This is a genomic window from Methylibium sp. Pch-M (genome assembly GCF_004136295.1).
GTDB classification, from domain to species: domain Bacteria; phylum Pseudomonadota; class Gammaproteobacteria; order Burkholderiales; family Burkholderiaceae_C; genus Methylibium; species Methylibium petroleiphilum.
In genome coordinates, this window is record NZ_CP029606.1 from 97990 (window position 1) to 112160 (window position 14171).

Consider the following 14171-nt stretch of genomic DNA (forward strand, 5'->3'; position numbering starts at 1 on the left):
GCTCCGGATGGCCGTCCAGCCTGGCGTTGTCCATGAGTTTTTCCTCCGACCCCCACAGCCGATCCAGCCGACCCCCGACGTCGCCGCCGGCCGCGCACGACTGGGAATCGACGCGCGTGCTGACCCAGATCTCGCCGCGCTTCCCCAATGGACAGGCAGGCGCCGCGGAGCAGGCGGACGACGCGCAGGACATCGGTCGCGCGGTCGGCAATGGCGTGCGCGAGTTGTTCGTCGCCTGCGAGCCGGCCGATGCCATGACGCAGCAGTTCGACCACCTTCAACCGGAGTTCGTGTCGGTGCACGACCTGGGCACCTCGGCCTCGCGCAAGTTGCTGGGCGGCATCGCAGCGGCCAGCCAGCGTGCGGTGCAGCGGCTGGTGGTGCGGCGCAACGGCGCCGGCACCGTGCTGGCCACCATCGAGTACGTCGACTGCCCAGCCGCCAATGGCCGCAGCGTAAGGCTCTACAGCACCGAGGTCGATGCCGACACCCACACCCGCCAGACCCTCGCGCGCGTGCTGCTGGGCCGCGCGCGGCTGGGCATCATGATGGTCGGCGACCTGCCGGCCCATGCGCTGACGACGGCGCTGGCGCCGTGGCGCGAGGCGGTGCTGCGCGGAGGCTGGATCTGCCGCCGCATGCTCTTCTTGCCGCTGACCGCCGGTGCCGCACTGCCGGCCGAGGTGGCCAAGTTCCGCGCGGCCACCGCGCTGGACGCCACACCCACCGCCCAGGTCACCCGCCCGGCCGACGTGTGGGGCCAGCTCTGCCTGGCGTGGAATGCCTGGCAACGCCAGACCAAGCCGGGTCAGGACGTGGCCACGCTGCCGCTGCTGGGCACCGGCTCCACGGCCGCTGCCGCCGCCACGGCGGCCAATGCCGTGGCCGCCCGGGCTGCATCGGTGCCGACGCCGATGCCGGTGGTCGGCGCGCCTTCGCCGGCGCACGACGAGCCGCTCGAACGCTATCTTCACGATCTGAGCCAGCTCACAGGCGTCGTGAGTGCCTGCGCCTTCGACATCATGACCGGCCAGCCGATCGGCCACGCAGGTGCACGGCCCGGCCCCGAAGAGCTGGGGCGCCACGGCAGTTCCGTGCTGGCCACGATGATGAGTGCCAGCCGCGCCCTCGGGCTGGGTGCGGCAGTGCCCGACATGTCGGTCACCCTCGGCCAACACCATCTGCTGCTGCGTCCGCTGCCGGCGCACCCGGGCGCGGCGCTGCACGTCGTGCTCGACAAGCCCCACGTCTCGCTGGCGCTGATGCTGCTGCAGTTGCGCCGGCTCGACGACGCGCTGCTGCTTGCGGCCCGGTTGCCGGGCTCCGCACCACCACGGGGCTGAGTCATCCGCCCCACGCGGCCCGACAGGACGGGCTGCGTGGGGTGTGTCTCAGTGCACCACGCGCCCGAAGTGGAACTCGCCCGGCGAGCGGATCGGGTCCACGTCGACCGGCACCACGTCCTTCGGCGCGAACTTGCCCTCCAGCAGCAGCTTCGACAGCGGGTTCTCGATGCGCTGCTGGATCGCCCGCTTCAGCGGCCGCGCGCCGAACACCGGATCGAAGCCCACCTTGGCCAGCTCCGACAGCGCCGCCGCCGACACCTCGAGGCGGATGTCCAGCTTGGCCAGACGCGCCTCCAGCGCCTTGAGCTGGATGCCGGCGATCGCTTCGATGTGCTGCGCGTCGAGCGCATGGAACACCACGGTCTCGTCGATGCGGTTCAGGAACTCCGGCCGGAAGTGCGTCTTCAGCTCGCCCCACACCGCCTCGCGGATCAGCTCCGGGTCCTGCCCCGCCATCTGCATGATGAGGTGGGAGCCCAGGTTGCTGGTCATCACGATCACCGTGTTCTTGAAGTCCACCGTGCGGCCCTGCCCGTCGGTCAGGCGGCCGTCGTCCAGCACCTGCAGCAGCACGTTGAACACGTCGGGGTGCGCCTTCTCGACCTCGTCGAGCAGCAGCACGCTGTAGGGCTTGCGGCGCACTGCCTCGGTGAGATAGCCCCCCTCGTCGTAGCCCACGTAGCCGGGCGGCGCGCCGATCAGGCGCGCGACCGAGTGCTTCTCCATGAACTCGCTCATGTCGATGCGGATCATGGCGTCCTCGGTGTCGAACAGGAAACCGGCCAGCGCCTTGCACAGCTCGGTCTTGCCGACGCCGGTGGGGCCGAGGAACAGGAAGGAGCCGGTCGGGCGGTTCGGGTCGGACAGGCCGGCACGCGAACGGCGGATCGAGTCGGACACGGCGCGGATCGCCTCGTCCTGCCCCACCACGCGCTCATGCAGCTTCACTTCCATGTCGAGCAGCTTCTGGCGCTCGCCCTGCATCAGCTTGGCGACCGGGATGCCGGTGGCGCGCGCCACCACCTCGGCGATCTCTTCGGCACCGACCAGCGTGCGCAGCAGCGTGGGCTTGCCGTCCGCCCCGCCCTTGGCCTCCTTGGCCTGCGCGTCCTTCAACTTCTTCTCCAGCTCCGGCAGCTTGCCGTACTGCAGCTCGGCGACCTTGTTGAAGTCGCCCTTGCGCTTGAACTCCTCGATCTGTGTGCGGATGCGGTCGATGTCTTCCTTCAAGTGGGCCGAGCCCTGGGCGGTGGCCTTCTCGGCCTTCCACACCTCGTCGAGGTCGGCCGCCTCGCGCTCGAGCTTGGCGATGTCCTCCTCGATCAGGCCGAAGCGCTTCTGCGAGGCCTCGTCCTTCTCCTTGCGCACCGCCTCGCGCTCGATCTTCAGCTGGATCAGCCGGCGGTCGAGCCTGTCCATCACCTCGGGCTTGGAGTCGATCTCGATCTTGACCTTGGCCGCGGCCTCGTCGATCAGGTCGATGGCCTTGTCGGGCAGGAAGCGGTCGGTGATGTAGCGGTGTGAAAGCTCGGCCGCGGCCACGATCGCCGGGTCGGTGATCTCGACGCCGTGGTGGACCTCGTACTTCTCCTGCAAGCCACGCAGGATGGCGATGGTGGCCTCGACGCTGGGCTCTCCGACCAGCACCTTCTGGAAGCGGCGCTCGAGCGCGGCGTCCTTCTCGACGTACTTGCGGTACTCATCCAGCGTGGTGGCGCCGATGCAGTGCAGCTCGCCGCGCGCGAGCGCGGGCTTGAGCATGTTGCCGGCATCGATCGCGCCCTCGGCCTTGCCGGCGCCCACCATGGTGTGGATCTCGTCGATGAAGACGATGGTCTGGCCCTCGTCCTGCGCCACTTCCTTCAGCACGCTCTTGAGCCGTTCCTCGAACTCGCCGCGGTACTTGGCACCGGCCAGCAGCAGGGCCATGTCGAGCACCAGCACGCGCTTGCTCTTGAGCGACTCCGGCACCTCGCCAGCGACGATGCGCTGCGCCAGGCCCTCGACGATGGCGGTCTTGCCGACGCCGGGCTCGCCGATCAGCACCGGGTTGTTCTTGCTGCGCCGCTGCAGCACCTGGATCGCGCGGCGGATCTCGTCGTCGCGGCCGATCACCGGGTCGAGCTTGCCGGCGCGGGCGCGCTCGGTGAGGTCGAGCGTGTACTTCTTCAGCGCCTCGCGCTGGCCCTCGGATTCGGCGCTGTCGACCTTCTGGCCGCCGCGCACCGCGTCGATCGCGGTCTCCAGCGCCTTGCGGGTCAGGCCGTGGCCGCGCACGATGCCGCCGAGGTCGGTCTTGGCATCGGCGAGGGCGAGCAGGAACATCTCGCTGGCGATGAACTGGTCACCGCGCTTCGCGGCATCGCGCTCTGCCGCCTGCATCAGGGTGACGAAATCGCGGCCGGGCTGCACGCCCTGCCCGCCGCCCTGCACCTGCGGCAGTCCGTTGAGGGCCACGTCCATCGCGGTCCGCAGGGCCGCGGTGTTGGCGCCGGCCCGCTCAAGCAGGGCCTTGGGGCCGTCGGGCTGCGCCAGCATCGCGGCCAGCACGTGGGCCGGCTCGATGTAGGGGTTGTCGCGCGTGACGGCGAGGCTCTGGGCGTCGGCCAGCGCTTCCTGGAACTTGGTCGTGAGTTTGTCGATACGCATGGGGGAATTCCTCCGGATTGCACCGAAGATGGGCCCGGCGCTGCGACTTTTCAAGCATGGGCCGGCTTGACCTGCATCAAGCGGGCCCGCTCAGCGGGCCGCGAGCCAGGCCTGCGCCAGCGCCCAGCCGAGCGCGGCACAGGCCAGCGAGCCCAGCACGTGCGCCAGCGCATGCCCGAGCGCCATGCCGAAGGCTCCGCGCTGCAGCAGCACCAGCGATTCGAGCGAGAACGCCGAGAAGGTGGTGAACCCGCCGCACAGACCGGTCATCAGCAGCAGGCGCAGCAGGTCATCGGGCCGCTGCGAGAGCCAGGCCGCGGCGGCGCCGATCACGAGGCCGCCCGATGCATTGATCAGCAGCGTGCCCAGCGGGAAACCGCCCCACGCCGGGTTGAGCCACAGACCGACACGCCAGCGCAGCAGAGCGCCGACCGCCGAGCCGGCCGCCACGCACAGCGCCTGCAGCAGTGGCGCCGCCGCGGCGGCGCTCATGCGTTGCCGCTCGCTGCGATGCCCCAGCGTCGGAGCGCGTCGTCGTCGGCGACGCGGGCATCGACCCAGCGGGCGCCCTGCGGCGTCTGCTCCTTCTTCCAGAACGGCGCCTGGGTCTTCAGGTAGTCCATCAGGAACTCGCAGGCCTGGAAGGCCTGGCCGCGGTGCGCAGAACTGACCACCACCAGCACGATCTGTTCGCCCACCTCCAGCGGGCCGATGCGATGGATGACGCGGGCACCCAGCAGGTCGAAGCGCGCGAAGGCCGCGTCGATCATGGCCTCGATCGCACGCTCGGTCATGCCGGGGTAGTGCTCGAGCTCCATGCGGCTGACCTCGGCGCCGTCATTGCGGTCGCGGACGGTGCCGACGAAGCTGGCGACTGCACCGACACCGCGCTGATGGGCGCGCAACGCGGCCACTTCGGCGGACAGATCGAAGTCCTCCGTCTGGATGGTCACGCGTCCGGTCGTCATGGCACGGGATTCTCGCACCGCCCGCCCCCTGGCCGCGTGAGCGTTCAGCTCGGCAGTTCGTCGTTCTGGCGCAGCCGAACGCACTGCGCATGCGCGTAGAAGCGGCTCTGCTCGCACTGCACCTGCATGCAGCGGTAGAGCGAGAAATTGGTCCGCGGCGCACAGGCCTCGGCCGGCGTGCCGGGCACGGCTTCGCGGCGCGCCGGTTCGGCGGCCTGCGCCTGTGATGGCGGCGCCGCACTGACGGCGGAAGGCGCGGAGGCCGCGCGCTCCGGCCGCACCGTCGCCGCTGCCGCCGCTGCCGCCGCCGTCGCCCGGTCACCCCCCGTCGCGGCTGAGGCGGAAGGGGCCGCCGTGACGGCACCGCGACCCGTTTGGACGTTCGCCGCCTGCAGCGGTGTCACGGGTCTGCTGGCCGCCTGCGCGGCCGGCGCCGGCACCGGCTCGGAGGCGGCCGGGTCCACCGTGCCGGCCGCGGAAGGATCGCGTTGCAGCAAGGCCTGTTCCGACGACGGCGACGCAGCCTGGAACGGGGCCATGCTCGCGAGCCGGGAACTCGCATCACCGGTGAGCTCGTAGGTGACCAGTCCGGCGACCAGCAGCGTCCCCAGTACGCCGGCCACCGCCCACGGCCAGCGGCGCGGGCGCGGTGGGGGTGGCGATGCGGGTCGGGCCGACCGCGGGGCGCCGTGAAGCATGGGGTCGGAGCGCAGGCTGGGCAGCGCCTGCGGCCGGCTGTCGCGTCCGAGCTCCGCCGGCCCTGACACCGACCACAGCACCTCGCGCTCCGGGAACGGCGTCTTTAGCACCGGGATGTCCGACAGCGCCAGCCCCCGACGCTCCGGCGCGACCAGCGGCTCGCGTGCCGCGGCGGCCACGCCGCCACCCGCCGCCTGCAGTTGGCGACGGAAGGCCGATACCGATTGCGGCCGCTCACGCGGGTCGGCGGCCAGCGAACGTTCGAGCACCGACACGAAGCCGTGCGCATAGCGCCCCACCGCCGGTGCGCTGCCAGCTTGCGTGGCGGCACCATCGCCCAGTCGCGGCGCGTTCATGCAGAACTGCACCACCGCGGCCAGCGAGTACAGATCGGACCAGGGTCCCGGCGCGTGCTCGCTCGGCGGCTCGGCCAGCTCGGGAGGCCGGAAGCCGGGCTCCGGCCAGGCGGGGTGCTGCGGCAGGCGCGCACCGATCGTCGTCCGCACCGCAGCGGTGTCCAGCAGCATCGGCGTGCCGTCCGGCTGCACCAGGATCTGACCGGGCCGGACATTGCCGTGCACCCATCCAGCCTCGTGCAGGCTCTCCAGCGCATCGAGCACCGGCCCGATCATCCGACGCAGCCAATCCTCGCTCGGCGCCTCGGTCATCGCGGCGCAAACCTCGGCGAGCGTGCGCCCTTCGACGCGCGGCCACAGCCGGTAGGCGGTGCCGCGCATCTGCCACACCGCGCCGATGCGCATCAGCGCGGGATGCAGGGGCTTCGCGAGCAGCTCGGACTCCTGCAGGAAGGCCTGCAAGCCCTCCTCCCACAAGGCCGCATGGGCCGGCGAGCGGGGACGCAGCAGGCCGGTCGTGTCGCGCAGCGAGATGCCGGCCGGCGCGAACTCCTCGATCGTGACTTCGCCACCCGACGCACTGGCCGTGGCCAGGTAACGCAGGCCGAATTCGTCACGCACCTGGAGCTTCTGCAGCACGAAGCTGCCCACGGCCGTACCGGACGGGAGCCGCTGGGGCTCCACGACCGTCGGACGGGCGCTCACCGCGGGGGGACTCGCGGGGTCGGAAGGGCGTGAGATGGGAATCATGGACGGCTGAGAGGCAGAGTCTGCAGCATAGACCGCAGTTCCCTGCGTTCTGGTTGCAAAGCGTATACCCGGTGACTGCGCGCAGGATCAGCGCATCCTGAACGCCCCGCCATCCCTCGAAGGCCACGCCGCAGGGCGGCGGTCCGCTCAGCCGCCCGTGACCGGCGGGAAGAAGGCCACTTCAGCGCCTTCATGCACCGTCATGGCCTCATCGTCGACCATCGCCTGGTCCAGAGCCATGCGCAGGGCACGACCGCGGCCCAGTGCCTCGGCATGGCGTCCGCCCCGTGCGATGAGTTGGTCCCGCAGCTCGGACAGGCACGTACCCGCGGCGAGCTCGACCGTTTCGCCGGGACCGAGGGCCTCGCGGACCGAGGCGAAGTAGCGCACCTGCACCTTCATGCGCGGCCCGTCATGCAAGCAACGCGGCAAACGGCAGGAAACGAACGATGTCGCCCCGCGCGATGGCCCGGCCCGGTGGGTTGTCGATCAGGCCCTCGGCCCAGACCGCCGAGGTCAGCACCCCTGAGCTCTGGTTGCCGAACAGCTCGAGCCCGCCATCGGCATTGCGCCGGGCCCGCAGGAACTCGCGCCGGGCATCCGGCCGTGGCCAGTCGAAGTTCGCACGAACCGGCCAGCCGGCCGGCTCCGCACTCGACAGACCCTGCAGGGCCTGCAGCACCGGGCGCACCGCGAGCAGGAAGGTCACGAAGCTGGACACCGGGTTGCCGGGCAGGCCGATGAAGAGCGCCGGCCGGTCGGCTCCGCTCGTGCGCACCTCGCCGAAGGCCAGCGGCTTGCCCGGCTTGATGGCGATCTGCCACAGGTCGAGCCGGCCTTCGGCCTCGACGGCCGGCTTCAGGTGGTCTTCCTCGCCGACCGACACCCCGCCGGACGTGAGGATCAGGTCATGGCCATCGGCAGCCCGGCGCAGCGCCTCACGGGTGGCATCGAGCCGGTCCGGCACGATGCCGAGATCGCTGACCTCGCAGCCGGCCGACTGCAGCAGCGCCCGCAGCGTGTAGCGATTGGAGTTGTAGATGGCGCCGGGCTTCAGCGGCTCGCCGGGCATCACCAGTTCGTCGCCGGTCGAGAACAGCGCAACGCGCGGCCGGCGCACCACGCTCAGCGTCGCCGCACCCACCGAGGCCGCCAACCCGAGAGCCTGAGGCGTGAGCCGGCTGCCGCGCGCGAGCACCACACTGCCGGCACGCACGTCCTCGCCGCGGCGGCGCACCCACTGGCCGGCGGTCGGCTGGATCTGGACGCGCACGCGTCCGCCATCGACCGCCTCGCACTGCTCCTGCATCACGATCGCATCCGCGCCGTCCGGCATCGGCGCCCCGGTGAAGATGCGTGCGGCCGTACCCGGCGCCAGCACCGCACCGACCTGTCCCGCCGCGATGCGCTGGCTGACGGCCAGCAGCGTGCCCGGCACCAGCACGTCGGCCGCCCGCAGCGCGTAACCGTCCATCGAGCTGTTGTCGTGCGGCGGCACGTCGAGCTGCGAGGCCACGTCGACCGCGAGCACGCGGTCGAGGGCCTCGAAGGTGGAGACCGTCTCGGTCTCAGCCAGCGCCGTCGTGCCGGCGAGCAGCCGCGCCAGCGCGTCGGGCAGGCTCAGCATCGGCCGCGGGGGCGACATAGGCGGCTTCGTTGTCGGCGTCGTCATAGGGGGACCGGTAGTCGTGGCGTGCGGCTTGGCGGATCAGGAAGGCCGTCACCGCGTCGGCGTCGTTCAGATCGAGCACCGGCAGCTGCGTCGGCGACGGCAGGGCCTCGGGGCTGTCGGTCGCGATCGCGACCACGAACGGATCGTGCGGGTACTGGACGCGCTGCCCCGTCTCGGCACGCCAGATCTCGATCTTCAGCAGGTCGGCGTGCTTGAAGCCCTCGACCAGCACCCAGTCGGCGTCGGACAGCTCGGCGATCAACTGGTGCGGATTCGGATCGGCCTCGACGTCGTATTCGCGGATCTTCGCGAGGCGCCGGTTCGAGGCGATCACCACCTCGTAGGCACCGGCGGCGCGGTGGCGGTGCGAGTCCTTGCCGGGCTGGTCGATGTCGAATTCGTGGTGGGCGTGCTTGACGACGGAGACGCGGTGCCCGGCGAGGCGCAGGCGCGCCACGAGCTGCTCGACCAGCGTGGTCTTGCCCGAGCCCGAGTACCCGCAGAAACCGACGACCTTCATCCGGCGACAACCCTCATGTCGAACAATTCTCGACGATGTAGGCCTGCACCGTCGCCGCACTGGCCGGCATGACCTTGAAGCGCCTGGGGAGCTGCTCCAGCCCCTCGAGCCCGGCCGGCCGGGGCGGCTCGTGGCCGAGCGCCTCGAGGATGGTGGCGGCGAACTTGATCGGCAGCGCGGTCTCCAGCACCAGCAGCGGCGTGCCGGGCTTCGCGTACGCACGGCCCACCTTCAGGCCGTCGGCGGTGTGCGGGTCGATGGTCACGCCGAAGCGCTGCTGCGTGTCGCGGATGGTCGCCACGCGGTCGGCGTGCGTGCTCTTGCCGGACACGAAGCCGAACTCGCGCACCCGCGCGAACTCGGCGGGCGTCAGCGTGAAGCCGCCGTGCCGGGCGATGTCATCGCCGAACAGCTGGCGGGTGCGCGCAGCATCGCGCCCCAGCAAGTCGAACACGAAGCGCTCGAAGTTGCTGGCCTTGGAGATGTCCATCGACGGGCTGGAGGTCTCGTGCGTGTCGGCCGCGCCGCGCACGCGGTAACTGCCGGTGCGGAAGAACTCGTCGAGCACGTCGTTCTCGTTGGTGGCGACCACCAGTTGCTCGATCGGCAGGCCCATCATGCGCGCCACATGGCCGGCACAAACGTTGCCGAAGTTGCCCGAGGGCACCGCGAAGCTCACCCGTTCGTCATTCGTCTTCGTGGCCCGGAAGTACCCGGCGAAGTAGTACACCACCTGGGCCAGCAGCCGCGCCCAGTTGATGGAGTTGACCGTGCCGATGCGCCAGCGGCGCTTGAACTCGAGGTCGTTGGAGACGGCCTTGACGATGTCCTGGCAGTCGTCGAACACGCCCTCGACCGCGAGGTTGTGGATGTTGGCGTCGGGCAGGCTGAACATCTGCGCCTGCTGGAACGGGCTCATGCGGCCGTGCGGGCTGAGCATGAAGACGCGCACGCCCTGCTTGCCGCGCATCGCGTACTCGGCCGCGCTGCCGGTGTCGCCGGAGGTCGCACCCAGGATGTTGAGCGTTTCGCCGCGGCGCGCCAGCTCGTACTCGAACAGCTGGCCCAGCAGCTGCATGGCCATGTCCTTGAACGCGAGCGTCGGTCCATTCGACAGAGCCTGCAGCGCGACGCCAGGCTCCAGCGGTTTCAGCGGGGTGATCTCGGTCGTACCGAAGACCTCGCGCGTGTAGGTCCTGCGGACCAGCGTGCGCAGGTCGTCGGCCGGAATGTCGGTGATGTAGAGCGACAGGATCTCGCAGGCGAGGTCGGCATAGGACAGGCCGCGCCAGCGGGTCAGCGTGGCCGCATCGATGCGCGGATAGCGCTCCGGCAGGTAGAGGCCCCCATCCGGTGCCAGGCCTTCGAGCAGGATGTCGGAGAAGCCGCGCGGCGTGGTGTCGCCCCGGGTGCTGAGGTAGTTCATGGACGATTCGGATTCACAACAACCAGCATGCCGCAACGGGGGTGGGGCATCAGGACAGTTCTTCCTTGCGGATGCGCACGATGGGCGCCAGCACGGTCGGCAGCGACTGCATCTGCGCCAGCGCCGCGTTCATCTTCCCTTCGAGCGTGTCGTGGGTCAGGATGATCAGGTCGGTCTGGCTCTCGCCCTCGGCCGACTCGCGCTGCAGCACGGCGTCGATCGAGATCGCGTGGTCGGCCAGGATGCGGGTGATGTTGGCCAGCACGCCCGCCTTGTCGGCGACCTGCAGGCGCAGGTAGAAGGCGGTGACGACCTGCTCGATCGGCAGGATGGGCGTGGCTGCCACCGCATCGGGATGGAAGGCCAGGTGCGGCACGCGGTGATCGGGGTCGGCGGTGATGAGCCGCGTCACGTCGACCAGGTCGGCGACCACGGCCGAGGCCGTCGGCTCGGCGCCGGCGCCCTTGCCGTAGTAGAGCGTGGAGCCGACCGCGTCGCCCTGCACCACCACGGCATTCATCGCACCCTCCACATTGGCGATCAGGCGCGTGCCCGGGATCAGCGTCGGGTGCACGCGCAGCTCGATGCCCTGCGCATCTTCGCGGCGCTTGGTGATGCCCAGCAGCTTGATGCGGTAGCCCAGCTGCTCGGCGTAGCGGATGTCGGCCGCCTGCAGTTTGGTGATGCCTTCGATGTAGGCGTGCTCGAACTGCACCGGCGTGCCGAAGGCGATCGCACTCATGATCGTCGCCTTGTGCGCGGCGTCGATGCCTTCGATGTCGAAGGTCGGGTCGGTCTCGGCGTAGCCCAGGCGCTGGGCTTCCTTCAGCACGGTGCCGAAGTCCAGGCCCTTGGAGCGCATCTCCGACAGGATGAAGTTGGTGGTGCCGTTGATGATGCCGGCGATCCAGTTGATACGGTTCGCGGTCAGGCCCTCGCGCAGCGCCTTGATGATCGGAATGCCGCCGGCCACTGCCGCCTCGAAGCCGACCGCCACGCCGCGCTCGCGCGCCGCCGCGAAGATCTCGGTGCCGTGTACCGCCAGCAGCGCCTTGTTGGCGGTGACCACCGGCTTGCCGGCGGCGATGGCGGCCAGCACCAGCTCGCGGGCCCGTGTCGTGCCGCCGATCACCTCGACGACCACGTCGATGTCGGGGCGGCGCACCAGTGCGTCGAAGTCGTCGGTCAGCACCACCTCGCTGCCGAGCGTGGCACGCGCCTTGGCCACGTCGCGCGCGGCGACCGCGGCGACCTCGATGCCGCGGCCGGCGCGGCGCTGGATCTCGGCCCGGTTGCGCTGCAGCACCTGCACCACGCCGCCAGCCACCACGCCCGCGCCGAGCAGGCCCACTTGGATCGGTTTCATCTTCGGTTCGGACACGGTGTCAGACGCTGTGGCGCTTGCGGTAATGGTCGAGGAAACGGGCGATGCGGCCGATCGCGTCGCTCAGGTCGTCGGAGTTCGGCAGGAACACGACTCGGAAATGGTCCGGCCGCGGCCAGTTGAAGCCCGTGCCCTGCACGATCAGCACCTTCTCCTCGGCCAGCAGCTCGTAGGCGAACTGCTGGTCGTCCTGGATCGGATAGAGCTTGGGGTCGAGCCGCGGGAACATGTACAGCGCCGCCTTGGGCTTCACCACGCTCACGCCGGGAATCTGGCTCAGCAGCTCGTAGGCCATGTCGCGCTGGCGCGTCAGCCGGCCGCCCGGCGCCACCAGGTCCTTGATGCTCTGGTAGCCGCCGAGCGCCGTCTGGATGGCCAGCTGCCCCGGCGTGTTGGCGCACAGGCGCATCGACGCGAGCATGTTGAGCCCCTCGATGTAGTCCTTCGCGCAGCGCTTGTCGCCCGACACCACCATCCAGCCGGCGCGGTAGCCGCAGGCACGGTAGTTCTTGCTGAGGCCGTTCAGCGTCACGCACAGCACGTCGTCGGCCAGCGACGCGATGCTGGTATGGGTGTTGCCGTCGTACAGCGTCTTGTCGTAGATCTCATCGGCGAAGATGATCAGCTGGTGCTGCCGGGCCAACTCGACGATCTCGCGCAGCAGGCTCTCCGGGTACAGCGCGCCGGTCGGGTTGTTCGGGTTGATGACGACGATGGCGCGCGTGTTCGGCGTGATCTTTCGGCGGATGTCGTCGATGTCCGGGTACCAGTCACTCGCCTCGTCGCACAGGTAGTGCACCGGATTGCCACCCGACAGCGACACGGCCGCAGTCCACAGCGGGTAATCGGGTGCCGGCACCAGCACCTCGTCGCCGTTGTCGAGCAGCGCGTTGAGGCCCATCACGATCAGCTCGGACGCACCGTTGCCGAGATAGACATCGTCGACCGTCACGCCGGAGATCGCCTTCTCCTGCGCGTAATGCACCACCGCCTTGCGCGGTGCGAACAGTCCCTTGCTGTCGGTGTAGCCCGCCGTCTGGGACAGGTTGCGGATCATGTCCTGCACGATCTCGTCGGGCGGATCGAAGCCGAACACCGCCAGATTGCCGATGTTGAGCTTGATGATCTTCTGGCCCTCTTCTTCCATGGCGCGGGCCTTGTCCAGCACCGGACCACGGATGTCGTAGCACACGTTGGCGAGCTTGCTGGACTTGGCGATGGGCTTGGGCACGAGAACTCCTGGATCTCAATGGAATGACCGCGGCTGCGCTGGGCGCAGAGCCTAAAATTAGACCACAGCGCTCGCCTCCGAGCCGGCCCCGCCCCTCTCCCGCGCCCCATGAAACTGCAGCCCGATCGCATCGCCGTCGCCAACGTGATCAGCGGCTACACACGCAGCAGCGTCCAGATCGGCGAGCGCACCTGGCGCGACAGTGTGGTGCTGCCCTGGCAAGGTGAGGTGACGCCCTGGCAGGACGCCCGCTTCGACACGCTGGGCCCCCAGCATTTCGAGGCGCTCGCGGTCCTCGGCCCGGAGCTGGTGCTGTTCGGCAGCGGCAACGCGCTGCGATTCCCGCGCCCCGAATGGCTGCGCCCGCTGATCGAGCGGCGCATCGGCTTCGAGACCATGGACACTGCCGCCGCCTGTCGCACTTACAACCTGCTGGCGGCCGAGGGACGCAGCGTGATCGCCGCCTTGCTGATCGATCCGCCGTGAGCCCGATCGCGCCGCCGCGGCGCGGCAACCGCAGTGTTTGGGGTGGCGGCATCGCTTGACAGCGCCTTTATAATCAATAGTTAGCCTTACTCAAGGCGCCTCACTCAGCAGCACCCTTCATGACGCCCGCCCTCAATAAAGCCCTCCCGGAATTTGAAGCGCAGGCCACCGGTGGCGTGAAGTTCACGCCCCAGGCCTATCTGGGTCAGACGGTCATCCTGTACTTCTACCCGAAGGACAACACCCCCGGATGCACCACCGAAGCGATGCAGTTCCGCGACCGCCACAAGGACTTCGTGAAGGCCGGCGCGGTGGTGTTCGGTGTGTCGCGCGACAACATGGCCTCGCACGACAAGTTCAAGCAGAACCTCGAGCTGCCGTTCGAGCTGATCGCCGACACCGAGGAAAAGCTCTGCCACATGTTCGGCGTGGTCAAGAACAAGATCATGTACGGCAAGAAGGTCAAGGGCATCGAGCGCAGCACCTTCCTGATCGATCCCGCCGGCGTGCTGGTCGAGGAGTGGCGCGGCATCAAGGTGGCCGGCCATGTCGACGAGGTGCTGAAGTCGGTCAAGGCGCTGAAGAAGGCCGCCTGAGAACCTGACGTTACCGTTACCAAGGCGTCACACAGCGGAGATTGAAGTCAGGCATGCGGTGTGCATAATGGGTTCATGCCTGTGAGTC

General features: G+C 69.6%; 13 protein-coding genes. 3 read left to right on the forward strand and 10 right to left on the reverse strand.

Annotation, left to right across the window (positions count from 1 at the left end; all coding sequences use genetic code 11):
• Positions 1 to 32 precede the first annotated feature (32 nt).
• On the forward strand, positions 33 to 1343 hold the full coding sequence (locus C1M51_RS00455; protein WP_129447752.1) for a hypothetical protein: 1311 nt from the start codon (positions 33 to 35) through the stop codon (positions 1341 to 1343).
• A 48-nt stretch (positions 1344 to 1391) separates the two neighbouring features.
• On the opposite strand, the gene clpB is transcribed toward C1M51_RS00455, so the two are convergent.
• The 10 genes from clpB to C1M51_RS00505 all read right to left on the reverse strand — a co-directional run bounded on the left by clpB (position 1392) and on the right by C1M51_RS00505 (position 13001).
• Positions 1392 to 3995 (reverse strand): ATP-dependent chaperone ClpB, encoded by a 2604-nt coding sequence (gene clpB, locus C1M51_RS00460; RefSeq protein ID WP_129447753.1) that lies wholly within the window; start codon positions 3993 to 3995, stop codon positions 1392 to 1394.
• Between the two features lie 90 nt (positions 3996 to 4085).
• Positions 4086 to 4487, reverse strand: a complete 402-nt coding sequence (gene crcB / locus C1M51_RS00465; RefSeq protein ID WP_129447754.1) for a fluoride efflux transporter CrcB — start codon at positions 4485 to 4487, stop codon at positions 4086 to 4088.
• The gene (locus tag C1M51_RS00470; RefSeq protein WP_129447755.1) at positions 4484 to 4963 is read right to left on the reverse strand and encodes a molybdenum cofactor biosynthesis protein MoaE; all 480 of its coding nucleotides are present in this window, start codon (positions 4961 to 4963) and stop codon (positions 4484 to 4486) included. Before C1M51_RS00470 ends, crcB begins: the two co-directional genes overlap by 4 nt.
• A 44-nt stretch (positions 4964 to 5007) precedes the next feature.
• Complete coding sequence (locus C1M51_RS18935; protein ID WP_165349620.1) at positions 5008 to 6723, reverse strand: hypothetical protein; 1716 nt, start codon at positions 6721 to 6723, stop codon at positions 5008 to 5010.
• Positions 6724 to 6915: 192 nt separating this feature from the next.
• A complete protein-coding gene (locus C1M51_RS00480; RefSeq protein WP_129447756.1) occupies positions 6916 to 7170 on the reverse strand; it encodes a MoaD/ThiS family protein in 255 nt (84 codons plus the stop codon).
• 10 nt (positions 7171 to 7180) lie between these two features.
• Complete coding sequence (gene glp / locus C1M51_RS00485; RefSeq protein WP_207207783.1) at positions 7181 to 8395, reverse strand: gephyrin-like molybdotransferase Glp; 1215 nt, start codon at positions 8393 to 8395, stop codon at positions 7181 to 7183.
• Complete coding sequence (gene mobB, locus C1M51_RS00490; RefSeq protein WP_129447758.1) at positions 8337 to 8960, reverse strand: molybdopterin-guanine dinucleotide biosynthesis protein B; 624 nt, start codon at positions 8958 to 8960, stop codon at positions 8337 to 8339. The genes glp and mobB overlap by 59 nt, the downstream gene beginning before the upstream one ends.
• 13 nt (positions 8961 to 8973) lie before the next feature.
• On the reverse strand, positions 8974 to 10386 hold the full coding sequence (gene thrC, locus C1M51_RS00495) for a threonine synthase (protein WP_129447759.1): 1413 nt from the start codon (positions 10384 to 10386) through the stop codon (positions 8974 to 8976).
• 49 nt (positions 10387 to 10435) lie between these two features.
• The gene (locus tag C1M51_RS00500; RefSeq protein WP_129447760.1) at positions 10436 to 11752 is read right to left on the reverse strand and encodes a homoserine dehydrogenase; all 1317 of its coding nucleotides are present in this window, start codon (positions 11750 to 11752) and stop codon (positions 10436 to 10438) included.
• A 19-nt stretch (positions 11753 to 11771) separates the two neighbouring features.
• Positions 11772 to 13001, reverse strand: coding sequence for a pyridoxal phosphate-dependent aminotransferase (locus C1M51_RS00505; protein ID WP_129447761.1), 1230 nt, complete (start codon positions 12999 to 13001; stop codon positions 11772 to 11774).
• Positions 13002 to 13109: 108 nt separating this feature from the next.
• Here C1M51_RS00505 and C1M51_RS00510 point away from each other — a divergent pair, with 108 nt between their 5' ends.
• Together C1M51_RS00510 and C1M51_RS00515 are read left to right on the forward strand one after the other, a co-directional pair.
• Entirely contained in the window at positions 13110 to 13487 is a 378-nt protein-coding gene (locus C1M51_RS00510; protein WP_129447762.1) for an Mth938-like domain-containing protein, read from the forward strand.
• Between the two features lie 119 nt (positions 13488 to 13606).
• On the forward strand, positions 13607 to 14083 hold the full coding sequence (locus C1M51_RS00515) for a peroxiredoxin (RefSeq protein WP_011829137.1): 477 nt from the start codon (positions 13607 to 13609) through the stop codon (positions 14081 to 14083).
• Positions 14084 to 14171 lie beyond the last annotated feature (88 nt).

Coding starts and splice junctions, on each gene's coding strand:
- C1M51_RS00455 (WP_129447752.1), top strand. CDS start 33: ATGAGTTTTTCCTCCGACCCCCACAGCCGATCCAGCCGACCCCCGACG.
- clpB (WP_129447753.1), bottom strand. CDS start 3,995: ATGCGTATCGACAAACTCACGACCAAGTTCCAGGAAGCGCTGGCCGAC.
- crcB (WP_129447754.1), bottom strand. CDS start 4,487: ATGAGCGCCGCCGCGGCGGCGCCACTGCTGCAGGCGCTGTGCGTGGCG.
- C1M51_RS00470 (WP_129447755.1), bottom strand. CDS start 4,963: ATGACGACCGGACGCGTGACCATCCAGACGGAGGACTTCGATCTGTCC.
- C1M51_RS00480 (WP_129447756.1), bottom strand. CDS start 7,170: ATGAAGGTGCAGGTGCGCTACTTCGCCTCGGTCCGCGAGGCCCTCGGT.
- glp (WP_207207783.1), bottom strand. CDS start 8,395: ATGCTGAGCCTGCCCGACGCGCTGGCGCGGCTGCTCGCCGGCACGACG.
- mobB (WP_129447758.1), bottom strand. CDS start 8,960: ATGAAGGTCGTCGGTTTCTGCGGGTACTCGGGCTCGGGCAAGACCACG.
- thrC (WP_129447759.1), bottom strand. CDS start 10,386: ATGAACTACCTCAGCACCCGGGGCGACACCACGCCGCGCGGCTTCTCC.
- C1M51_RS00500 (WP_129447760.1), bottom strand. CDS start 11,752: ATGAAACCGATCCAAGTGGGCCTGCTCGGCGCGGGCGTGGTGGCTGGC.
- C1M51_RS00510 (WP_129447762.1), top strand. CDS start 13,110: ATGAAACTGCAGCCCGATCGCATCGCCGTCGCCAACGTGATCAGCGGC.
- C1M51_RS00515 (WP_011829137.1), top strand. CDS start 13,607: ATGACGCCCGCCCTCAATAAAGCCCTCCCGGAATTTGAAGCGCAGGCC.